Annotated in this window: 20 protein-coding genes; 11 read left to right on the top strand and 9 right to left on the bottom strand. The window is 59.1% G+C overall.

Going from position 1 to position 20,720, the window contains the following annotated elements; genetic code table 11:
• Positions 1 to 22: 22 nt before the first annotated feature.
• The 3 genes from ACIPR4_RS07500 to eno all read right to left on the bottom strand — a co-directional run bounded on the left by ACIPR4_RS07500 (position 23) and on the right by eno (position 3,525).
• Positions 23 to 379 (bottom strand): VOC family protein, encoded by a 357-nt coding sequence (locus tag ACIPR4_RS07500; RefSeq protein ID WP_013568057.1) that lies wholly within the window; start codon positions 377 to 379, stop codon positions 23 to 25.
• Positions 380 to 608: 229 nt separating this feature from the next.
• Positions 609 to 2,222: a 2,3-bisphosphoglycerate-independent phosphoglycerate mutase gene (gene gpmI / locus ACIPR4_RS07495; protein WP_013568056.1), complete on the bottom strand. Its 1,614-nt coding sequence runs from the start codon at positions 2,220 to 2,222 to the stop codon at positions 609 to 611.
• Between the two features lie 13 nt (positions 2,223 to 2,235).
• Positions 2,236 to 3,525: a phosphopyruvate hydratase gene (gene eno, locus ACIPR4_RS07490; protein ID WP_013568055.1), complete on the bottom strand. Its 1,290-nt coding sequence runs from the start codon at positions 3,523 to 3,525 to the stop codon at positions 2,236 to 2,238.
• 307 nt (positions 3,526 to 3,832) lie between these two features.
• On the opposite strand from eno, the gene ACIPR4_RS07485 reads away from it, so the two are divergent.
• Entirely contained in the window at positions 3,833 to 4,738 is a 906-nt protein-coding gene (locus tag ACIPR4_RS07485) for a hypothetical protein (protein ID WP_013568054.1), read from the top strand.
• A gap of 3 nt (positions 4,739 to 4,741) precedes the next feature.
• Here ACIPR4_RS07485 and ACIPR4_RS07480 read toward each other — a convergent pair whose 3' ends face one another.
• Positions 4,742 to 5,155, bottom strand: a complete 414-nt coding sequence (locus tag ACIPR4_RS07480) for a DUF6249 domain-containing protein (RefSeq protein WP_245536478.1) — start codon at positions 5,153 to 5,155, stop codon at positions 4,742 to 4,744.
• Between the two features lie 106 nt (positions 5,156 to 5,261).
• Here ACIPR4_RS07480 and ACIPR4_RS07475 point away from each other — a divergent pair, with 106 nt between their 5' ends.
• On the top strand, positions 5,262 to 5,843 hold the full coding sequence (locus ACIPR4_RS07475; protein WP_013568052.1) for an RNA polymerase sigma factor: 582 nt from the start codon (positions 5,262 to 5,264) through the stop codon (positions 5,841 to 5,843).
• The gene (locus ACIPR4_RS07470) at positions 5,840 to 6,178 is read left to right on the top strand and encodes a hypothetical protein (RefSeq protein ID WP_013568051.1); all 339 of its coding nucleotides are present in this window, start codon (positions 5,840 to 5,842) and stop codon (positions 6,176 to 6,178) included. Before ACIPR4_RS07475 ends, ACIPR4_RS07470 begins: the two co-directional genes overlap by 4 nt.
• A gap of 80 nt (positions 6,179 to 6,258) precedes the next feature.
• On the opposite strand, the gene ACIPR4_RS07465 is transcribed toward ACIPR4_RS07470, so the two are convergent.
• The 3 genes from ACIPR4_RS07465 to ACIPR4_RS07455 all read right to left on the bottom strand — a co-directional run bounded on the left by ACIPR4_RS07465 (position 6,259) and on the right by ACIPR4_RS07455 (position 10,882).
• On the bottom strand, positions 6,259 to 8,715 hold the full coding sequence (locus ACIPR4_RS07465) for a serine/threonine-protein kinase (RefSeq protein ID WP_013568050.1): 2,457 nt from the start codon (positions 8,713 to 8,715) through the stop codon (positions 6,259 to 6,261).
• Positions 8,716 to 8,801: 86 nt separating this feature from the next.
• Positions 8,802 to 9,065: a hypothetical protein gene (locus ACIPR4_RS07460; protein ID WP_013568049.1), complete on the bottom strand. Its 264-nt coding sequence runs from the start codon at positions 9,063 to 9,065 to the stop codon at positions 8,802 to 8,804.
• An 8-nt stretch (positions 9,066 to 9,073) separates the two neighbouring features.
• On the bottom strand, positions 9,074 to 10,882 hold the full coding sequence (locus ACIPR4_RS07455; RefSeq protein ID WP_013568048.1) for a sodium:solute symporter family protein: 1,809 nt from the start codon (positions 10,880 to 10,882) through the stop codon (positions 9,074 to 9,076).
• Between the two features lie 210 nt (positions 10,883 to 11,092).
• Here ACIPR4_RS07455 and ACIPR4_RS07450 point away from each other — a divergent pair, with 210 nt between their 5' ends.
• The 7 genes from ACIPR4_RS07450 to ACIPR4_RS21545 are packed head-to-tail and all read left to right on the top strand — an operon-like array spanning position 11,093 to position 17,116.
• Positions 11,093 to 11,506 carry a response regulator gene (locus ACIPR4_RS07450; protein WP_041586535.1) on the top strand — a complete coding sequence of 138 codons (414 nt, stop codon included), beginning with the start codon at positions 11,093 to 11,095 and terminating at the stop codon, positions 11,504 to 11,506.
• A gap of 44 nt (positions 11,507 to 11,550) precedes the next feature.
• The gene (locus tag ACIPR4_RS07445) at positions 11,551 to 13,653 is read left to right on the top strand and encodes a heme lyase CcmF/NrfE family subunit (protein WP_013568046.1); all 2,103 of its coding nucleotides are present in this window, start codon (positions 11,551 to 11,553) and stop codon (positions 13,651 to 13,653) included.
• Positions 13,650 to 14,120 (top strand): cytochrome c-type biogenesis protein CcmH, encoded by a 471-nt coding sequence (locus tag ACIPR4_RS07440; RefSeq protein WP_013568045.1) that lies wholly within the window; start codon positions 13,650 to 13,652, stop codon positions 14,118 to 14,120. Before ACIPR4_RS07445 ends, ACIPR4_RS07440 begins: the two co-directional genes overlap by 4 nt.
• Positions 14,120 to 14,383, top strand: coding sequence for a hypothetical protein (locus ACIPR4_RS07435; RefSeq protein ID WP_013568044.1), 264 nt, complete (start codon positions 14,120 to 14,122; stop codon positions 14,381 to 14,383). Before ACIPR4_RS07440 ends, ACIPR4_RS07435 begins: the two co-directional genes overlap by 1 nt.
• A gap of 36 nt (positions 14,384 to 14,419) precedes the next feature.
• Complete coding sequence (locus ACIPR4_RS07430) at positions 14,420 to 15,745, top strand: peptidase associated/transthyretin-like domain-containing protein (protein WP_013568043.1); 1,326 nt, start codon at positions 14,420 to 14,422, stop codon at positions 15,743 to 15,745.
• A 21-nt stretch (positions 15,746 to 15,766) separates the two neighbouring features.
• A complete protein-coding gene (locus ACIPR4_RS07425) occupies positions 15,767 to 16,621 on the top strand; it encodes a zinc metalloprotease HtpX (RefSeq protein ID WP_013568042.1) in 855 nt (284 codons plus the stop codon).
• Between the two features lie 9 nt (positions 16,622 to 16,630).
• A complete protein-coding gene (locus ACIPR4_RS21545) occupies positions 16,631 to 17,116 on the top strand; it encodes a DUF4149 domain-containing protein (protein WP_013568041.1) in 486 nt (161 codons plus the stop codon).
• Between the two features lie 88 nt (positions 17,117 to 17,204).
• Here the strand turns inward: ACIPR4_RS21545 and ACIPR4_RS07415 are convergent, their stop codons facing one another.
• Complete coding sequence (locus ACIPR4_RS07415; RefSeq protein WP_013568040.1) at positions 17,205 to 18,359, bottom strand: VWA domain-containing protein; 1,155 nt, start codon at positions 18,357 to 18,359, stop codon at positions 17,205 to 17,207.
• 143 nt (positions 18,360 to 18,502) lie between these two features.
• Here ACIPR4_RS07415 and ACIPR4_RS07410 point away from each other — a divergent pair, with 143 nt between their 5' ends.
• A complete protein-coding gene (locus ACIPR4_RS07410; RefSeq protein ID WP_013568039.1) occupies positions 18,503 to 19,732 on the top strand; it encodes an ABC transporter permease in 1,230 nt (409 codons plus the stop codon).
• Between the two features lie 60 nt (positions 19,733 to 19,792).
• Here ACIPR4_RS07410 and ACIPR4_RS07405 read toward each other — a convergent pair whose 3' ends face one another.
• Positions 19,793 to 20,713 (bottom strand): alpha/beta hydrolase, encoded by a 921-nt coding sequence (locus ACIPR4_RS07405; protein WP_013568038.1) that lies wholly within the window; start codon positions 20,711 to 20,713, stop codon positions 19,793 to 19,795.
• Positions 20,714 to 20,720 lie beyond the last annotated feature (7 nt).

Raw genomic sequence — 20,720 nt, 5'->3', positions numbered from 1 at the left:
CTCACCTGCTGACTCGTTATCTTTACATCTTGACCGGCTGGAACAACCCCACCATCGTCCCATTCGGATCGAAGAGCAGCGAAAGCCAACCCACGTTCGCTACCTCGTGCCCGCGCAGAAAGACATTCGCGCCCAGGGACGCGGCCTTGTCCGTCGCAGCCTGAATATCTTCCACACCGATATATGGCAGCCAGGGCGAGGGCGCATCGAGGATCGTCGTGATTCCGCCGCTCGGCAACGTTCCCTGCAGAAACGTCGTGTACGGCCCCATCTCCGTGGTCGCATCGTTGAACTCCCAACCGCAGAGTTCCCCATAAAAGGCCTTCGTCTTCTCGAGGTCCTTCGTGTTCAACTCCACGTGAACAAACGGCAACTGCATAACGCCTCCCAAAAAATCGGAGCCAGTATACCGACCAAACCCTACCCACGTGCCCATTCTTTCGCGGTTTTTGCGAAAGGGTGGGGTCGCGCGGAGCGCACAAACAGATCTGTCACAGCCACTTTGCCCTTCTCGAAGAGAAGCAGATGGACCTGCTAATAGAAAAGTAAGTGCAATGAAATGAATAAGATAAACTTGATTCGCAATTTCAGGCCTTAACTATAGCCACCTAAAACAGCTTTACTCGAAGATCCATCCCCGTCATCTCCTTCGGGAATGGAATCCCCATCATCCCCAGCATCGTCGGAGAGATGTCCCGTAACGACCCGCCCTCACGCACGCCAATCCGGTTTCCCTCATCCGTCACGCAGATGAACGGCACCGGGTTCGTCGTATGCGCCGTATGCGGTCCTCCCGTCGCGGGGTCAATCAGCATCTCGGCGTTGCCATGATCCGCCGTGATCAGCCACGATCCCCCCACGCGGCGCAGCTCCTGGTGAATCCGCCCCAGGCAGGCATCGACGGTTTCGACACCCTTCACCGTCGCGTCGATCTTGCCCGAGTGTCCCACCATATCGGCGTTGGCGAAGTTCACCACGATGACGTCAAAGGCAGTGTCGTTCAACGCCTTGATCACGTTATCCGCAATGCCGTTCGCGCTCATCTCGGGAGCCAGATCGTACGTCGCCACCTTCTGCGACTGCACCATCTCCCGTTCTTCTCCGGGAAAGGGCTTCTCGATGCCACCGTTGAAGAAGTACGTCACATGCGCGTACTTTTCCGTTTCGGCAACGCGCAGATTTCGCAGGTTGGCCTGGGCCATCACGTTCGCCAGCAGGTTGTCCATGCTCTCCGGAGGAATCACCATCGCCGTCCGGAAGTGCGGATCGTAGCGCGTCATCGTGACGTACTCGATGTTCTTTGGCACACGACTCCGTGGAATCTCCAGATCGAGCTCTTCGGCCTTGGGCAGGTCGAGCGCGTTGTCCTTCGTCAGACCGCCTTCAATATTCCGTGCCAGTACACGCGTAATCTGTCGCACACGGTCGGCACGATAGTTGAAGCAGATCAACAGATCTTCATCGCGAATGCGGCCGATTGGCTGGTTCGCCTCATCAAGACAGAGGAACGGGATCACGAACTCATCCGTCACACCGTTCGAGTAGCACTCGCGTACGCGCGTCGCAGGGTCCTTGTACGATCCACCCTCCGCAGAGTCAGCGACCATCGCGTCGAAGGCCTTCTTTTCGCGCTCCCATTTCAGATCGCGGTCCATGGCAAAGTAGCGACCGGAACAGCTCGCCAGCTCCCCTACACCGATCTCGCGGAACTTCTGCTCCAGCTCCTCGATAAACCCGACGCCCGAAGTCGGCAGCGTATCGCGACCATCCAGGAACGCATGGACGTAAACCCGCTCTACACCCTGTTGTTTGCAGAGTTTCAGAAGCGCATACAGATGCCGCACGTGGGCATGCACTCCACCATCGGAGAGCAGGCCCATGAGATGGACGCTTCGACCGCGCGCGCTGGCACGCATTACGGCACCGACCAGAAGTTCGTCTTCGAAGAAGCTGCCCTTGGTCACCATGTCGTCGATGCGCACGATGTCCATGCGCACAATCCTTCCGGCACCGAGGTTCAGATGACCCACCTCGGAGTTACCCATCTGCCCATCGGGCAGGCCGACATAATGATCGCTCGCGCGGATCGTCGTGTTGGGAAACTCCCGCAGCAAGCGGTCATAGTTGGGCTTCCGCGCCAGGGCAATCGCATTGCCACGCGTCTCGGCACGAATGCCCCAACCATCGAGAACCGTTAGAATCAGCGGTCTATTCTTCGCCATCGAAAGAGCCTCACTACTCGCAGTTAATGCTCTCGATGCCCATGAACTCCGCCGACTGGCCAAGCTCTTCTTCGATGCGCAGAAGCTGGTTGTACTTCGCAATGCGGTCCGTGCGTGAGAGCGATCCGGTCTTGATCTGTCCGGCATTGGTCGCCACAGCGAGGTCTGCGATGAACGTATCTTCCGTCTCACCCGAACGATGCGAGATGATCGACGTGTAGCCGTAACGACGGCCCAGTTCGATCGCCTCCAGCGTCTCCGAGATCGTTCCGATCTGGTTCACCTTGATGAGGATCGAGTTACCGACGCCCTCTTCAATACCCTTGCGCAGACGCTTGGTGTTGGTGACAAAGAGATCGTCGCCTACCAGCTGGCAGCGGCTTCCCATCTTGTCCGTCATCAGCTTCCAGCCAGCCCAGTCATCCTCGGCCAGACCATCTTCAATGGACACGATCGGATACTGCTCCACCCAGTTCGCCCAGTACTCGACCATCTGCTCGGAGGTCTTCTCGCTCTTGTCCGACTTCTTGAAGACGTACATCCCCGTCTCCTTGTCGTAGAACTCGCTGCTCGCAGGATCGAGCGCCAGGGCGATATCGTCGCCCACGGCAAAACCGGCGAGCTCAATGGCCTCAAGGATGACGTCGAGGGCCTCTTCATTGGAACGCAGCGACGGAGCAAATCCGCCCTCGTCGCCAACGGAGGTCTGCAGCCCCTTCTTCTTCAACACGCCCTTGAGGGTATGGAAGACTTCCGTTCCCCAGCGTAGAGCGTCCGAGAAAGTCTCCGCGCCGACAGGCATAATCATGAACTCTTGAAAATCTACATTGTTATCGGCATGCGCTCCGCCGTTGATGATGTTCATCATCGGGGTCGGCAGCACACAGGCGTTCACGCCGCCAAGATAGCGGTAGAGCGGCAGCTTCAGGGCGTTGGCCGAAGCGCGCGCGCACGCCATCGAGACGGCCAGAATGGCATTTGCGCCGAGGCGCGATTTGTTCGGCGTGCCGTCGAGCGCGAGCATCGTCGCGTCGATCAGCCGCTGATTCGTGGCATCCATACCTGCGAGCTCGGGAGAGATATTGCTCTCCACGTTCTCCACGGCCTGCATGACGCCCTTGCCGAGATAGTGCTCCTTGTCGCCGTCACGCAACTCCACAGCCTCATGCTCGCCAGTGGAAGCGCCGCTCGGCACCGCGGCGCGACCCAGCGCTCCGCCTGCAAGGAGTACATCGGCTTCTACTGTCGGATTGCCGCGCGAATCCAGGATCTCGCGCGCGTGGATGGAAACGATCTCAGTCATGGTGCTCCTTTGTCCATTTTGCAAAATACTTCCGTCGTTCAAACTTCCCGAAGCGACCACTCGATGCGTAAGGCGTTCATTCAGCTTGGGTCTTCTGTCCACGGGAATACTACGCCCGCTCGCTAACCCTATGCTTTCAATTAATTCCGCCATGCACGCGCCACCAGGAGCGATTCTAACAAAGACCGCAGACCATCCTGGCCATTAGCAGACTGGATTCCCCGGCACGAAAGGCGCGTTCCACCGCGCCCACACTCTTCTAGGCTGGAATATGTCCCGCGCAAATTTTGTGCGATGGAGGAAATTCATGAAGCGTTCATCAGCCCTGCCCTTTTCCGCAGCCTTTACCTTCGCGACGATGCAGGCCGTGGCCCAGGCCAGCGGCGTTGCAAATCCTCCCGAGGCGATCGTTGCCGACCAACCCGCGCCGACCTACACTGCCGCGCCGGCGACCGCCAGCAGCGCACCTGGGACCTCTCCGTCCACTAGAACGTCGGCACCTACTTCGGAGCCTCCCTTCACCATCGTCGGTCCGTCCGCGGCTGTTGCTCCCGACCCGCATCACGTTTCGCTTTCGCAGCTCAATGCACAGCAGGCTGGAGACGATGACGCCTCGCTGATGGTCCTCGACGTTCCCGCTGCCGAAAACGAACTTCCCGCAGGGACCATTTTGCGCGTTCGCGTCCACCAGGAACTCGATACGACGAAGACCACGACGGGCACTGCGCTTCTGGGCGAGCTTTCCGACCCCGTCGAACGCAACGGACGCGTTCTGCTGCCTGCCGGAACACCTTTTGAAGCGATCGTGACGGCCGTCCACGGCGGCAAGCGCATCTCCGGTGCGGCTTTGATCCACATTGAACCGCGTCACATCACGCTGAACGGCGTTCAGTACCCCATCCGCGCATCCGTCATCGACACGGACCAGTACGGCAAAACCCGCATCGACAATGAAGGAAATATCGTTCGCCGCGACCACGTCGGCGCTACCCTCGCAGCCATGTCTCTGACCACCGGCGGCGCAGCCGCTGCAGGCGGAGTCTTCGGCGGCGTTCCGGGAGCACTTATCGGAGCCGGGATCGGCGCGGGAGCCAGCACCATCTGGTGGCTCAAGCAGGATCGTCAGATGCACCTCGCCCCTGAAGCGACCATTGTTTTCAGCCTGTCCGCGCCCATCTTCCTCAACCACCCCAGGAGCGAAGGCGCAGAGTAACTACTACCGCTCGTGCATCGGCAGATCGGTTCCCGTCTCCAGCCCGAAGCGCGATAACTCGCGCTTCTGCAGGTTGTAGTCGATCAGGAAACCGACGCCGATGGCGAAAGGAATGACACCAGCGGCCGCGCCAGCGAGCACGTTGTGCACACCCAGAATCCAGGTCAACAACAAAAAGAACCCTATCAAGCCGATACCGATCGAGATAAGAACGATTGCCGTTCTCCTTGCGTTGGCCAGACTGCGTAGCGGATCCCGGACAGGCCTGTTATCGTCCTCCGACTTCCCGAGCAGACGATCGATATCATCGACGCTCATGCCGCGCGCGATCATGGCCATCCGCTGTTCGGCCCTCATTTTGACATTGTGAGCGTTTCCGGCAATTCCGGCGACGATGGCGACGATCCCGACTGCCATCCCTCCGAGGGGGATAATGAACGGACTGAAGACTCCATGCATTGGAAGATCCTACCTTTCTGCCCGGGTTAGACAGGTGCCCCCTCTTTAAGTTTCAGCAGAATCCATGAAACTTAACCGCGAGTGGGCGGTCATACTCAACTTGCCCATGGAGATCGACTTCGAAGACGTCGTACGCGAGCACCAGTCGATGGTCTTTCGCACCCTTACGCGGCTTACGGGCAGCCGTGAGCACGTCGAGGATCTTGCGCAGGAGGTCTTCCTTAGGCTCTACCGCGCACTTCCGGCTTTTCGCGGCGATTCCCTTCTTGGCACATACATCTATCGCGTGACCGTGAACGTCGCGCAGGATGAGTGGAAGCGGCGACGACGCACAGACCGTCCGCTGGTCTCCATCTCGGACGAGACGAGCGCCTGGGAAGAGCGGCTTCAACATCCAGGACAAAATGCCGAACAGCAGATGGCGCAGAGTCAGTTGAAAGCTTCGATCGAAGAAGAACTGCAGAAGCTGAGCGCTATTGAACGGACGGTTCTGGTTCTCTACCATCAGGAAGAGCGAAGTTACGATCAGATCGCGTATGCCCTGCAGATGCCGATCGGCACGGTACGAACGCATCTGCACCGCGGACGAAAGAAGCTCCGCGAAGCCATTCAGGCCAGAACGGGAAGCGAAGGGAGAGCATCATGAGCGAGATGGAGATCAACCAGGACGACGCAATGCTCGACGCGCTCATCGTTCAGGCGCTGGAGACTCAGCCTCAACCCGCCATTCCGGCGGACTTTGCCGCGCGGATCGCCAGTCGGCTTCCTGCACGAAAGCAGGCCTCGTTCAGGCCGCGCTACTTCGGTCTGGCGTTTTCCTGGATTGGCGCCATCGCACTGATCGTGGCGCTCTTCTTTCTCGCGCCGTCTCCTGCGGGAGTCTCTTCCGCGGGCGCATGGATCGAACTCTTCGTCTGCACCCAGTTCCTCTGCCTCGTGGTCTGGATGGCGCTCAGAGCTCACCGAACCTACAAGGCCTAAAGATCCGGTCTGTGCGCTCCGCGCGACCCCACCCTTTCGCAAAGAGCCGCGAAAGAATGGGGCACAGAAGCGAAACTGCTTTATCTCACCTGAGCCAGAAGCCTGTTCCACGTCTTCTGGTTCTTGCGCGCACTCTTCTTCAAATCTTCCAGAATGCGCTCCAGATCCCCGTGGCCCCGCAGCTTCGCCCACGCCGGGTTCTTCGAGAACCAGGGATAGTTTTCATTCCCCAAGTAGATCGCACGCCGCAGCCAGTGGAGCGCTTCGCTCTCGTCTCCCTCCACGGCAAAGTAGGTGGCAAGGCGATAAGCCATCTCGCTGTCCGCCTCCGCCGCAGCCAGAGTCTCATCGTTGATAAAGGTCGCAGCTTTGTCGCGGTCGCCGAGCATGGTGTAGCACATGGCAATCGTAGGAGAGACGATGCGCATGGAGGCATCCATGGCAATCACCTCTTCCAGCGTCGCAATCGCGCGCCCCAGATCGCCCGTCCGCATGTACTGGTAACCGAGCGAGATGCGGAGCAGCGGTTGCCGTGGCTCCAGCGTGAGGCCCTTTTCGATCTCGTCCGATGCCAGCTCCATCTGGTTCTGGTACTGGTACACGCGCGCGCGGTGGTTGTAGATCACCGCTGCATTCGAAGGATTGAGGCGCAGCGCGGTATTGAACTGGTCCAAAGCTTCTTCGTACATTCCGTCCAGACGCAGCGTGATGCCTGCCACCTGATGCACATTCCAGTCGTTCCCTGCGGTCTGCAGAAGGTGTTCAATGCCGTGGCGTGCGCTTTCCTTTTCACCGCGGGAGAGCAGCATGAGTACGCGATAGAGATTGGCTTCCACCGATCCCGCATCGAGCGCCAGCGAGCGGTCAAAGGCGCGGCGGGCTTCCAGTAGATGCATCTGTCCGCCCATCCCGTGCCGCGTGTATTGCAGATGCGTGATGCCCAGGCCGCTCCATCCAGGGGCATAGTCGGGATTGTTCTGGGTCACGCTGTCAAAGAGTTCGCGGGCACGGTCGAGATCGTCGCGGCTGCCGGTGCGTGACATGAATGATGAGAGAACAGCGCGCGCTTCGAGATACTCCTCCGAAAGGTCCGCGGCCAGAGGAGCATCGTGTCCCGAGTTCTCCCCGCCCTTCATCGATCCCACGCCCTGCAAAGTGCTGAAAACCTCATTACAGATTTCAGTTTGGACGGCGACCAGATCGAAGCTGGCCACGTTGATCGCTCCACCGGCGCGAACGGCCTGCCGGGGAACGTCGAGCATTTGCCAGTTCAGGTCGAAGCCCTTATCCGACTTGAGAAAGTTTCCTGCAATAACGTACTGCACCAATAGCTTCCGTCCGACGGCCAGCGGATCGAGCTGCTTCGACGCCAGGGACATCAGCGAACTGGAAGGACGCACCACGAGAGAGGACATCCGCGCCAAACGGGCTGCGATGGCGTCCGCAAGCGCGTAGCCGTAGAGCGGCGCGGCATCCGCCGGTCCGAAGTTGACGAACGGAAGCACCACGATGGTGTTGTTGTCTTCATTGCCTCCGCTCTCGCGAAAGCGTTCTGCAAGCATGGAAAGAAAGCCCGAGGTGCGCTTCTCTTCATCGGGAGCTTCCATCGAAGCACGACCCTTCGTAGGCATGCTGGCGATGGTGTCCCCCGGGATCAAAACAGCCTCAAGCTGCGCCGATTGAAGAATCGTCTTCAGGCCCTCGCGTACATCGGCAGCGGAGGCAAACCTGGAAGACGGCTGCTTTTCCAGGCAGCGCAGGATGACGCTCTCCAATTCCACGGGAATCGTGGGAACGATCTCGCGCAACGAGGGAGGATCGGCAAACTGAATCGCACGGATGCTTTGGAACTCGGGCGCGTCGGGACGATGGAAGGGATGCTGGCCAGCGACCAGTTCGTAAAGCAGAACGCCGAAGGCGAAGATATCGCTCTGCACGCTGCTCTGCCCGGTCACAAACTGCTCCGGCGCCATGTAGGCGATGGTGCCGCCCCGCGCGGTGTACGTCGCACCTTCCATCGGTGTACGCTTGCTCGGTTTGGCAGGATCGAACTCCGCATCGTCCATGCTGATGCGGCGCGCCAGACCGAAGTCCAGGATCTTCGCCAGACCGCCCTCCGTCAGGATGACGTTGGCAGGTTTCAGATCGCGATGAAAGATCCCGAGAGAATGTGCAGCCGCTAGACCGTCTGCCACCTGGATGCCAGCTGAAAGCACAAGCTGAAGGCTCTGCGGGCCCTCCGCGATGATGCGATCCAGGGGCCTGCCGGGGATGTATTGCATAACGATGAAGAACTCGTCTTCCGCTTCGCCCACGTCGTAGATGGCGCAGACGTTGGGATGTTCGATGGCGGAGGCCAGCCGCGCCTCGCGCAGAACGGTAGAGCGCATCTGCTCCGGTGTCAGAGCACCGCGCTTGAGCAGCTTCATCACCACAGGACGCTGCAGCGTCGTATCGTTTGCCAGATAGACCACGCCGCTGCCGCCCGCGCCCAGCTTGCGGACAAGCTCATACTGTTCAATCACGCGACGCTTCATATGCCGATTATCGCAGTTTCAGAGAGAGCGAGCGTGTGGAAGACATCCTCGAGGCAACACGGCTGTAGCATTCCGGAACCTGCAATCTAGTGACCGCCACGACGAGGTTCTTCCCCTTCGCGCTCCCACGGGCGCGGATTGACGGGATCGTTCTGCCATTTCGCGCGACGTCCGAAGAGAAACATCACCAGCCCAAAAACGAACATCACCAGGCCCCAGTAAAGATTGATGTTGATCCCCAGCGACTTTTCGTAGATGGCGCTGCCGCGCGAGAAGAGGCCGTAGAGCAGCATCATGCCGCCTGTCGCGAGAAACATCATGCCCAGCGGAATGCGAATATCAAGACCCATGCGACCTCCTATGCGAAGACTAGATTCAAGACGACGAGCATCGCCAGCACAGCAATGGCGAGCGTAGAGGGCTTCTGGTACCAGCGCAGATGATGCTCGGCTGGCTTCGGCGTCAGCGAATACACCAGGCCGACAAGCTCCGACTCCGGACGTGGCGTTGTCACCAGGCTGATTGCAATTGTCACAAACAGGTTGGTCCCGAAGGCAAAGATCGCCGTCCAGAAGTTCTGCGCCATGTCGCTCGGATAGGTGTGAACGAGGTGGATCCATGCGCCGTGAATGCCGGGCGAATAGTCCAGCGGAAGCGTAAGGCCATGATGCACCAGGGCTGCCACCGTTCCAGAGATCAGGCCAATGAAAGCAGCATGGCCGGTGGTCTTCTTCCAGAACATGCCCAGCAGGAACGTCGCAAAGAGTGGAGCGTTTACAAAACTGAAGACAAGTTGCAGCGCGTCCATGATGTTGTTGAACCCGGTTGCCAGATAGGCCGCGCCGATGGATAACAGGATGCCCCCGATGGTCGCCATCCTGCCCATCCAGAGATAGTGCGCGTCGGTGGCCTTCTTGTTGATGTAGCTCTGGTAGATGTCATACGTCCAGACGGTATTGAAGGCAGTAACGTTACCCGCCATGCCCGACATGAAGCTTGCCAGCAGCGCCGTAAGTCCCAGGCCGAGGATGCCCGTCGGAAAGTAGTGAAGCAAAAGGATCGGGATCGCGAGATCGTAGTTGTAGACCGGATTGCCCTTGTCATCCAAAACAGCGTGTCCGCTGACGGGATCGGTTTTTACGGGAATCAGACCCTTGCTCGCAGGAACATTCGCATCGACGGCGCCGACACCCGTCATCGCGCCCGAGCTCGACATGACCGCCGGACCAACCTTGTTCGCAATCGCAGGTGCGGCAACCGCAATCAAGCCGGGCAGAATGACCAGGAACGGAAAGAACATCTTGGGGATAGCCGCAATGAGCGGCACGCGACGTGCCGACTCTTCACTGTCGGCAGCCATGGCGCGCTGCACCACGAGAAAGTCCGTGCACCAGTAACCGAAGCTCAGCACAAACCCGAGCCCCATGGTGAGACCGAACCACTCCACGCCCAGGGGATTCGTGTTCGCGTGACTCATGCCGCGCCATGAGTGAGTAAACGCCACTGGCAAACGCTGCTGAATTCCATGCCATCCGCCGACATTGTGCAGGCCAATAAAGACCAGCGGCACAAAACCCGCCACGATGAGAAAGAACTGCAGCACTTCGTTATAGATCGCGCTCGTGAGACCACCGAGGAAGATATATCCCAGCACGATCACCGCAGACAGCACGATGGAAACATGGAAGACATACTGGTCTGGAATAATGCCGTGGAAAAGGCCCAAGGTCTGGATCAGCAACGCCATGGCGTACATGGAGATGCCGGACGAGAAGACGGTCATGATGGCAAAGGAGAATGCATTGATCGCGCGCGTCTTTTCGTCAAAGCGCATCCGCAGATACTCGGGAACGCTCCTCGCTTTAGACCCGTAATAGAACGGCATCATGAAAATACCGACGAACACCATCGCCGGGATCGCGCCGATCCAGTAAAAATGACTCGTGGCGATACCGTACTTCGCGCCGGAAGCACCCATTCCGATAACTTCCTGCGCACCGAGATTCGCCGAAATAAATGCCAGGCCGCAAACCCATGCGGGGATGGAGCGTCCGGCAAGGAAAAAGTCATGGCTTGTACGCATGTAACGCTTCAGCGCCACACCGATGCCAAGGACGAACGTAAAGTAGACCGCCATGATCAGCCAGTCAATATAAGTCAGATTCAAGGTTTGCCCCGCTGCGTGATCTATCGACCCAAAGCCTACCGGCTTTATCCCGGAAGAGTCTACTGATTGATCTTCTCACCTCGCAGACAACCTGAATCCTTCCTTTGCATCTCAAACTTTGAACCAGATAAAAAGCTGGAAGTAACCTGGCGACGACGGGCCCCTATCTAGTTGGAGGAAATGTTGGATTTGGATCTCCCTGATGCGACCATGCCTGAAAACAGGCAGGTGACCGTTCTGCTGATTGATGACAACGCCATTCAGGCTGCCACACGCCAGACGATCCTGAAGCGCGCGGGCTATTTTGTTATCCCCGCTTTAAATCCCATGCGCGCCCTGGAACAGTTTCGTGAAAACGATTTTCCCGCTGAAATCAGTCTTGTCATCACAGACCACGTGATGCCTGGCATGAACGGGTCCCAGTTCGTACGGGAACTCAGGCTGCTCAAGCCGAATATTCCGGTCCTCGTGATCAGTGGCATGGAAGAAGCCGAGGAGGAGTATCACGACCTTAACGTTCTCTTCCGCCTGAAACCGCTCCTTCCGGACAATCTGCTCGCCAGCGTTCACCGCCTCGCCAGCCAAAAACTCCTAGATCCGATTACCGCCGCGAAAAGCCTCTGATTCGTTGCCCATGGCGCTCTCGCCTGCGAGAATAGAGTTGCGCTATGAATCAGCAGCTCACCACAGCCCCCGCGCTCTCCCATCCGATGCCCCAGTTCGGAAGCTTCGCTCTTCTTCTTGCTTTAATGTTGAGCGTTTATACCCTGCTGGCCGGTAGCATCGCCCTCTGGCAGATGGCCCATGGGCGTCGCGGGCGCATCTCTCCTGAAAAGCTGGCCGAAACCGCCCGACGTGCAGGTATCGCAAGCTTTATCGCCGTCGCAACCGCCGCCTTTTCCCTCGTCTGGGCATCTTTCACCAACGACTACTCCGTCGCGTACATCCTTCACCACACCAACCGCGATCTGAATCCGGCCTACAAGTTTTCCGCTCTCTGGAGCGGGCAGGAAGGTTCCCTGCTCCTCTGGGCCTTTCTCCTCTGCGGCTACGGCTTCGTACTTCGGCTGAAGCACAAGGTGGATGTCCGGCTTTCCGCCTACGCCTCCACGATTCTTGCTGGCGCGCAGATCTTCTTCCTCCTGCTGCTCAACTTCGCCGCGCCCCCCTTCGCTCTCTGGCAGGGCGAACCCCAGCCGGATGGATTCGGTCTCAATCCCCTCCTGCAATACCCGGAGATGGTGATCCATCCTCCGATGTTGTACTTCGGCTATGTCGGCTTTGCCGTTCCGTTTGCCTTTGCTCTAGGCGCGCTCATGATGCGCTATCCCGGAGAAAAGTGGATCGCGATTACCCGCCGCTGGACCATGATTGCGTGGCTTTTCCTCACCTGCGGCATCTGTCTCGGCATGCACTGGGCCTATGCGGTTCTGGGATGGGGTGGCTATTGGGGATGGGATCCGGTTGAAAACGCCAGCTTCCTTCCCTGGCTCACCGGAACCGCCTTTCTGCACTCGGTCATGATGCAGGAAAAACGCGGCATGATGAAGAGCTGGAATGTCTGGCTTATCTTCATTACCTTCATGCTAACGATCCTCGGCACGCTGCTCACACGCTCCGGCATCGTCAGTTCTGTCCATGCCTTTGCGCAGAGCAGCATCGGAAGCTGGTTTACGACCTTCCTATGCATCATCTTTGTCGTCTGTCTCTTTACCTACTTCCTCCAGCGCGATCATCTGAAGAGTGAAAACAAGCTTGAATCCGTTGTCTCCCGCGAAGCCAGCTTCCTCTTCAACAACCTCGTCCTTCTCGCCGCCTGCTTCACCATCCTGTGGGGAACACTCTTTCCCGTTCTGAGTGAGTACGTGCAGGGATCGAAGGTCACGATGGGAGCGCCCTACTTCAATCGCGTCGCTGTCCCGGTCGGTCTCTTTCTGCTCTTCCTTACCGGAGTGGGTCCGCTTCTCGCGTGGCGCTCTACCTCGCTGCGGTCAATCCGCCGCAACATGATCCTTCCCTGTATCGCCGTTGTCTTCACGGCGGTCGTTCTGATCGCCTTCGGCGTTCGCCCCTGGAAGGACGATGAAGCGGCGGGCGGTATCTATGCCCTGCTTGCCTTCTCTATCGGCGCGGGTGTCGTCACCGCTATCAGCTCGGAGTTTCTCCGCGGCGCGGGTGTCGTCCGCACGCAAACACGGAAGAACCTGCTCTCCTCGGGCATTCTTCTGGTCCGGCGCAATACGCGCCGCTACGGCGGATACCTCGTTCACTTCGGCATCGTCGTTCTCTTCGCCGGTCTTGCCGGTTCGGCCTTCAATCAGTCGAAGGAGCTGGAGATGGGCTTTGGCGATTCGATCGAAGTCGGGGGCTACAAGCTCATCTGCCAGAGCTTCACGCAGGATTCAAATAAAAACTACGACACTGACTATGCCCTGCTGGACGTCTACAAAGGCTCCAAAAAGATTACGCAGCTTGCCCCTGAAAAGCGCTTCTACAACGCCAGCCAGACCAGCTCCACCATGGTGGCGATTCACTCCACGATGGCACGCGATCTGTATGTCGTCTTTGAAGGCCGCAATCCCGAGACGAACCGCCCCATCATCAAGGTCTTCCTGAATCCGCTCGTCTCATGGATCTGGGTTGGCGTGGGCATTGTGATCCTGGGAACCTTTATCGCGCTGGCTCCTTCGATCCGTCCGGCGCTTACGGGAAGCCTTACGCCCAAACGCGAAGAGCGGGAGCTGCAGCCGGTCGCAGGAGGTAGCGTATGACGCGTCGCCGGACTTCGCAACTCGTCGTTCTCTTCTTTGCGTCGGTTCTCGCGATGGGCGCAACCGACGCTGCGGGACGTTTCAACAGCATCGGCCACAAACTCGTCTGCACCTGCGGCTGCACGCAGATCCTGGTGGAGTGCAATCACGTCGGCTGCCCCGATTCGCCGAAGCTGATCGCGGAACTGAGAACAAAGATCGCAGGCGGTGACGGTGATACCAGTATCTTCAACTGGTTCGCCGCCAAGTACGGCCCCACCGTTCTGGCTACACCTATGCGTGGCGGCTTCGACAATGCAGCCTGGATCGTTCCCGTCTCGCTCTTTCTACTGGCCACCTTCGGGACGATCTATATCGTTCACCGCTGGAACCGTCGGTCCCAGCCTGCCGTTGCTGGTATCCCCTCAGCTCCGCAGGCATCGAGCAACGATCTCCGCGACCGCATTCGAAGGGACACCGAATACTGATGGGCATCCTCGCTGGAGTCGTCCTCCTTCTCATCCTCTTCGCGTACACCTTCTGGCCGGATGAGAATCCCTTCGTCCAACGGGCCAAGACCCGCGTCGACTACCTCGACGAGCGCCGCGATGTCATCTACGAAAATCTGCGCGACCTGAACTTCGAGTACCGCGCCGGAAAATACCCGGAAGAAGACTATGTCACGCAGCGCGCCTCGCTCGAAGACGAAGCCGCCCATGTCATCGCCGAAATCGACACACTCCGCCCATAAAGCGCCTAACTCTCTCGAAAGCGATATCCTTTGCCTGTGCGCTTCCCTCTGAAATCTCTTCTGCTCCCCGTCCTCGCCTCCGCCGTCTTCGCCCTTCCTGCCTTCGCCGCCGGAACCATTACGGGCGTGGTCACGAACAAGACCGTCAACAAGCCAGCGGCCGGTGACGACGTCGTCCTGATCCGCCTGGCGCAGGGAATGCAGGAAGCAGCGCACACCAAAACGGACGCGCGCGGTCACTTCACGCTCGATGTGCCCGACGAAGGGATGCATCTCGTCCGGGTGACTCATGACAAGGCCAACTACTTCCGCCCCGCACCTCCGGGAACCGAAAGCGTCGAAGTAGAAGTCTTCAACTCAGCGCCAAAGGTCGCCGGTGTCTCCATCGAGGCCAACCTGTTCCGCATCCAGACCGACCCTGCCGGAACGGGCCTGAAGGTCGTCGAAAACTTCTTCATCAAGAACGAGTCCAACCCACCGCGCACCCAGTTCTCCGACCGTTCCTTTGACTTCCAGCTGCCTGAGGGCGCCGTCGTCGAAGGCTCTGCCGCGCTCAGCCAGGGAAGCATGCCCGTACAATCCCCGCCGGTTCCGCTCACGGAAAAGGGCCATTACGCCTTCATCTTTCCCGTTCGCCCCGGTCAGACACGTTTCCAGATCTCGTACCACCTGCCCTATACCGGCAGCTTCCACTTTGCCTCCACACCCACGATGACCACGGATACGGTCGTTATCATCATGGCGAAGAGCATGAAGTTCGACGCGGGTAATACGCCTTTCTCGCCGATCACAGATGAAGTCAATGCGCAGACCTACGTGGCGCGCAGCCTTCCCGCCGGAGCGCTCGTCGGCTTCACGGTTTCGGGCACGGGCGAGCTTCCGCGCCAGACGGATACCAATGGTCAGCCCTCCGCCGATCAAGGCGCGAACGGCGGACCTGCGACGGGTGATGCCTCCGGAGCCGCACCAGCGGCAGCCGGGACCGCGGACAACAAGCCCGGCGGCGGTATGGCCGATCCCATCAACACGCCCGACCCGCTGACCAAGTATAAGTGGTGGATTATCGCGGGCATTGCCCTTCTTCTTGCTGTGGGTGCTGGTGTCATGCTGCGTGGTGGACCTCCTGCAACCACGGAAGCAATCGCGGGCACGCCGTCCGCTCCGCTGCCCATGCAGGTTGCAGTGGCCTCCACAACCACGCTGGAAACTGTTCTGCGCGACGAACTCTTTTCGCTCGAAACAGACCGTCTCTCCGGCAGGATTTCGGAAGAGGAGTATCTCCGCGCACGCGCAGCCTTTGACATCGTCCTGCAGCGGGCGATCTCTCGGCGAACGAATCCCCCTGCAGGTTCAAACGTCTAATTCTGCAGGAGACATCTACGGATGAACACCTTCAAAAGCACGCTTCTTCTCACGTTGATGACGCTGCTGCTTCTTGGCATTGGACGCGCCTTTGGCGGCTCCAACGGCATGACCATCGCCTTGCTTATAGCGGGCATCATGAACTTCGTCAGCTACTTCTACTCTGACAAGATCGCCCTGCGGATGTCCAACGCACAGCCTGCGACGCGCGAGCAGCTTCCCCGTGTTTACGCCATTGTGGAACGCCTGACGCAGAAGCAGGGACTTCCCATGCCGAAGCTGTACACGCTTCCCGACAACTCGGCGAACGCCTTCGCCACCGGTCGTAACCCCGAGCACGCCTCGGTCGCCGTTACGCAAGGGATCCTCCAACTGCTCGACGATGAAGAGCTGGAAGGTGTGCTCGCTCACGAACTGAGCCACGTCCGGAACCGCGACATTCTTACCGCTTCCATCGCCGCCACGCTCGCCGGTGCCATCACCTGGATCGCGCACATCGGTCGCTGGGGCATGATCTTCGGCGGATACGGCGGCCGCGACAGCCGTGACCGCAACGGCGGAGGCATCGGAGCACTCTTTATGCTCATCCTCGCTCCCATCGCGGCCACGCTGATTCAGCTTTGGGTTTCGCGCACACGCGAGTACGAGGCCGACGCCAGTGGCGCCGCAATGACCGGGAATCCCTATGCTCTAGCCCGTGCGCTCCAGAAGATCGGTGCCGCTAGCGCCCGCGTACCAACGTTCGCCAGCGCCAACACGGCCCACATGTTCATCAATGCGCCACGCATCAGCGGAGCCGACTTCGCTTCCCTCTTTTCGACGCATCCGCCGATGGCGAAGCGTATCGAGCGTCTCATCGGCCGCGACCACATCTAGAATCAACGTATGCTTACCCTCGCGCGAACGCTCCGCCTCTTTGCCCTCATCCTCTGGCTCGGTAGCATCCTCTTCTTTGGCGCTGTCCTCGCACCCACGGCCTTTCGGGTTCTGCCGTCTTCGCAACTGGCGGGCCTGGTTGTCGGAGCGTCGCTGCATTCGCTTCACGCTATCGGATTGTGGTGCGGCGTGGCCATCATTCTTGCTGTTCGCCTTCTGAAGCAGCACGCCTACAAGATCTACGGGCAGATCGGCCTGGCCGTCGCGATGATGGCGCTCACTTACGCCTCGAATGTCTTTATTTTGATTCCCATGGAGCGCGACCGTGCCGCCGCTTCCGGCTATATCACGGCGCTGATGCCTGACAGTCCCCTTCGTCGGGACTTCGATGCTCGGCATGCCTGGTCTACGCGGGTTGAAGGTGCGGTGCTTTTGGCTGGTTTGGCGCTTACGATTCTGGTCGCTGCCGAACCGGCAGGTAAAGAGTTGTCCTGAGTCCTTTTAGATCTGGTTTGTGCGCTCTGCGCGACCCCATTTTTTTCGCCAAAAACCGCGAAAGAACAGGGCACAAGGCGGTTCAGACTTATTCCACTGGAAGACGAGACTTGTAGCCGTCACGAGCGATAACGGCATACTTCAGGTTCTTCTGCTTCTCATCCACCATCCGCAGAGGCTTGCCTTCGTTGTCCACCAGTTCCACCTTGATCTTGCGGTAGGTACCATCCTGCTTGATGTTCGATGGACGGTAGCTCACCACATACTGGTTACGGATCGATTGGTTGATCTGCGAAAACACATCCGGCAGCGCTCCCTGGAACAGCGGGAAGTAAGCCTGCCCACCCGTCATCTGAGCGAAGGTCTTCATCTGGTTATCGGCCTGGAGATAATCCATGCGCGCGATCCCGCCCATACGGCCGCGTGAGTCGGCGAGTTCCCGCACAAGCTGGCCCGTTCCGATGGCGAAGATCGTCACGTTCTGCGCCTGCTTTACCTTGGCCAGAATCTTATCCAGCGTCAGTTTGGAGAAGGTATCCCGGCCCGTTCCGACCAGAATGATGTACTTTCGTCCATCGATCCGTGTCAGCCGGTCCAGTGTTTCGGAGAGCGCGTCGAACATGTTGGTATCGCTGAATCCTGGAATCGTGAGCGAGTTGAGCGCCTCCGCCGTGACCCGCTTGTCCTGCGTGAAGTCCGTCAGGATATGCGTCCGTAGATCGTAGGTCACAATCGCGATGTAATCCTCCGGCTTCAATGTCCGGAAAAACACATCCGAGGTGTTCCGCATGTCCTGCAGGAAGTACCAGCTGTTGGCCGCAAACTCCAGCAGCATGACCGCCGTGATCGGGGTCTGCACGGTGCGAACGTCGCCGACCTTTTGTTCCACGCCATCTTCATAGACGCGGAAGTTTCCGGTCTTCAAACCCGGGACGAACTGGCGGGTCTTCTCCAGCACGACGCTCACGTCCACCGTGACGACCGGGACATCCACGCGGATGGAGTAGTTCTCCAGTCCCGTGGGGTTCTTGATCTTTTCTTCCGCCGGAGCGGGCGGTGGGGGCTCGTCGGTGTCTGTCTTCTTTTTCACGATGACCGGGCTGTTGTCCTGCACCGGCCCACTGTCGCTGGCATCCGGTTCTGCCGGCTTTTGCTGCTGTGCAGTCGCGCCCGGAGAGTAGACCAAAAAACTCAGGGCCAAAGCAGCTGCCCCCACCGACTTCGACTTCCATACCATCGTCATAATCTCTCGACTCTACTACCTGAATCACTCTGGCACGAACGGCGGCAGAGTTCTACTCTGAATAGACGTGACGTTTTGCCGAAAGGTTCTCCTTCCGGCGTCGTAGTTTGAGATCGCATGAAACCATGCGCTGTGAATCACTTATGCGCTTTGAACTCTTTATCGCCGCCCGCTACCTCCGCGCAAAACGCCGCCAGGCGGTGGTCGGTGTCATTACGGCCATCTCTGTTGTCGGGGTCGCGGCGGGCGTAGCTTCGCTGATCGTGGCGCTCGCCATCACCAATGGGATGCGGCGAGACCTGCAGTCGCGCCTCCTGGGCTCTACGGCCCACGTCGACCTGATGCGGGTCGCCGCCGATGGTATCCGGGACTGGAAGCCTCTTCTGGAACGCATGCGGAAGCTGCCTCACGTCACTGCGGCGGCGCCCGGCCTTTACGGACAGGTCCTTATCTCGCGGGGTCCGCGCTCCGGCGGCGGACTGATTAAAGGCGTCCTCCCCGCCGACGAACGCACCGTCTCCGACCTGCTGCAATCCATAAAGACGGGTTCGGCTGCGGACCTCGACCAAACCAGCTCCGCCCAACTTCCTATCGTCCTGGGCAGCGATCTCGCCGAAACCATTGGAGCACGGGTAGGTGATACAGTCCTTGTCACTTCGCCGCAGGGGGAACTTACCCCCCTCGGCCTCATTCCCAAGTACCAGCGCTACCGGCTTGCAGGCGTCTTTCACTCCGGCTTCTACCAGTACGACTCCAGCTACGCCTTCCTCCGCCTCGCAGATGCGCAGAAACTCTTCACCGAGCCAGACCTGATCTCCGTCATCAGCTTCAAGGTGGACGATCTCTACCATGCCGACAAAATTGCCAAAGAGATCGAAGCTGCCGCCGGTCCCGGCTTCCAAACTACAAACTGGATGGGGCAGAATCGCGAACTTTTTCGCGCCCTGGAGCTTGAGCGGATCGTTACCTTCATCGTGATCGGTCTGATTGTCTGTGTCGCGGCCCTGAACATCCTCATCGCGCTCACCATGATGGTGATGGAGAAGACCCGCGACATCGCTGTCCTGATGAGCTTCGGTGTCCGTGCGGACCAGGTTCGCCGCATCTTTCTGGCACAGGGGCTGCTCATTTCAATACTCGGAACAGCGCTCGGGTTGCTCGTGGGATATACCGCCGCCATTCTGGGCGGCCACTATCACTTCATCCAGCTCTCGGCAGAGGTCTATTCGATCGACTACCTGCCCTTTGCGCCGCGCGCGATTGACGGCGTCATCGTCTCCGCCGTCTCTCTCGCCGTTTCGCTGGTAGCGACGCTGTATCCCTCGGCCTCGGCTGCTCGTGTCCTCCCTGCGGAAGCCCTCCGCTACGAGTAGCTCCCTATGTGCCCCATTCTTTTGCGGCTTTATCGCAAAAGATGGGGCACAGGACGCTTCCTACTGCGCAGCGGGCAGTTGCGCCCAACCATTTGCCGCCATCCAATGCAGCAACAGGTCCGGCCAAACTTTGATATCGACATCCCCTTGCGCCAGCCCCAATCCATGCTTTCCGTGGCGGAAGATATGCAGCTCGGCCTGCACCTTGTTCTTTACCAGAGCGCTGTAAAACAAGACGCTATTCATCACAGGCACGGTCGCGTCATCCGTCGTCGACCAGATGAAGGAGGGCGGCGTCTGCGGCGTCACCTGTTCGTCGTTCGAAAGCAGAGTCACCAGCGCCGGATCGGGATTGTCCCCGAGCAGATTCTTCGCCGACCCCACATGTCCCACCGCTGGTCGCAGTGAGATTACCGGATATGCCAGCACCAGAAAATCGGGGCGAGACGAAACCTGCTCAATTGGATCCGTCGCAGTCACGTTGCCCGCATCGAAGTGCGTCCCAGCCGTAGAAGCCAGGTGCCCGCCTGCCGAAAAGCCCAGCATCCCGATGTGATCTGTCGCGATGCCGTTCTTCTCCGCACTGGCGCGTACTGTGCGAATCGCCCGCTGCGCGTCGCCAAGCTCTACAGGATGGTGATACTTCGGCCCCAGCCGGTATGTGAGCACAAATGCCGCAACACCATGCGCGTTCAGCCACTGCGCCACCTGCGCGCCTTCGTGGTCCAGAGCGAGATGCGCGTAGCCTCCACCCGGAGCGACGATTACAGCCGTCTTTGTGGGATTGGAAGTGGGCAGATACGTCGTGAGCGTAGGAATATCGGCTGATGCGGTTCCCTGCGCTCCGGGAGCAGCCCCACTCCAAAGCGGCACGGCCACATGTCCGTCCGCTACGGCCTTATCCATCACCACGGCCTGTCCCCCCGCACTTAGCGCAATCCCCAAAATAGCTGCAAGACCAAAACGCAATCCATTCCGCATCGGCAAA

The organism is Terriglobus saanensis SP1PR4 (genome assembly GCF_000179915.2).
Taxonomy (GTDB): Bacteria; Acidobacteriota; Terriglobia; order Terriglobales; family Acidobacteriaceae; genus Terriglobus; species Terriglobus saanensis.
The sequence above is the reverse complement of the archived record's forward strand: the minus strand, read 5'-3'. Positions and strand labels throughout refer to the sequence as shown.

Bases quoted from the DNA above. Each gene is read 5' to 3' on its own strand.
- ACIPR4_RS07405 (WP_013568038.1), bottom strand. From the start codon at position 20,713: ATGCGGAATGGATTGCGTTTTGGTCTTGCAGCTATTTTGGGGATTGCG.
- eno (WP_013568055.1), bottom strand. From the start codon at position 3,525: ATGACTGAGATCGTTTCCATCCACGCGCGCGAGATCCTGGATTCGCGC.
- ACIPR4_RS07440 (WP_013568045.1), top strand. From the start codon at position 13,650: ATGACGCGTCGCCGGACTTCGCAACTCGTCGTTCTCTTCTTTGCGTCG.
- gpmI (WP_013568056.1), bottom strand. From the start codon at position 2,222: ATGGCGAAGAATAGACCGCTGATTCTAACGGTTCTCGATGGTTGGGGC.
- ACIPR4_RS07410 (WP_013568039.1), top strand. From the start codon at position 18,503: ATGCGCTTTGAACTCTTTATCGCCGCCCGCTACCTCCGCGCAAAACGC.
- ACIPR4_RS07485 (WP_013568054.1), top strand. From the start codon at position 3,833: ATGAAGCGTTCATCAGCCCTGCCCTTTTCCGCAGCCTTTACCTTCGCG.
- ACIPR4_RS07475 (WP_013568052.1), top strand. From the start codon at position 5,262: ATGAAACTTAACCGCGAGTGGGCGGTCATACTCAACTTGCCCATGGAG.
- ACIPR4_RS07480 (WP_245536478.1), bottom strand. From the start codon at position 5,155: ATGGCAGTCGGGATCGTCGCCATCGTCGCCGGAATTGCCGGAAACGCT.
- ACIPR4_RS07435 (WP_013568044.1), top strand. From the start codon at position 14,120: ATGGGCATCCTCGCTGGAGTCGTCCTCCTTCTCATCCTCTTCGCGTAC.
- ACIPR4_RS07450 (WP_041586535.1), top strand. From the start codon at position 11,093: ATGCCTGAAAACAGGCAGGTGACCGTTCTGCTGATTGATGACAACGCC.
- ACIPR4_RS07500 (WP_013568057.1), bottom strand. From the start codon at position 379: ATGCAGTTGCCGTTTGTTCACGTGGAGTTGAACACGAAGGACCTCGAG.
- ACIPR4_RS07470 (WP_013568051.1), top strand. From the start codon at position 5,840: ATGAGCGAGATGGAGATCAACCAGGACGACGCAATGCTCGACGCGCTC.
- ACIPR4_RS07425 (WP_013568042.1), top strand. From the start codon at position 15,767: ATGAACACCTTCAAAAGCACGCTTCTTCTCACGTTGATGACGCTGCTG.
- ACIPR4_RS07465 (WP_013568050.1), bottom strand. From the start codon at position 8,715: ATGAAGCGTCGCGTGATTGAACAGTATGAGCTTGTCCGCAAGCTGGGC.
- ACIPR4_RS07445 (WP_013568046.1), top strand. From the start codon at position 11,551: ATGAATCAGCAGCTCACCACAGCCCCCGCGCTCTCCCATCCGATGCCC.
- ACIPR4_RS21545 (WP_013568041.1), top strand. From the start codon at position 16,631: ATGCTTACCCTCGCGCGAACGCTCCGCCTCTTTGCCCTCATCCTCTGG.
- ACIPR4_RS07460 (WP_013568049.1), bottom strand. From the start codon at position 9,065: ATGGGTCTTGATATTCGCATTCCGCTGGGCATGATGTTTCTCGCGACA.
- ACIPR4_RS07415 (WP_013568040.1), bottom strand. From the start codon at position 18,359: ATGACGATGGTATGGAAGTCGAAGTCGGTGGGGGCAGCTGCTTTGGCC.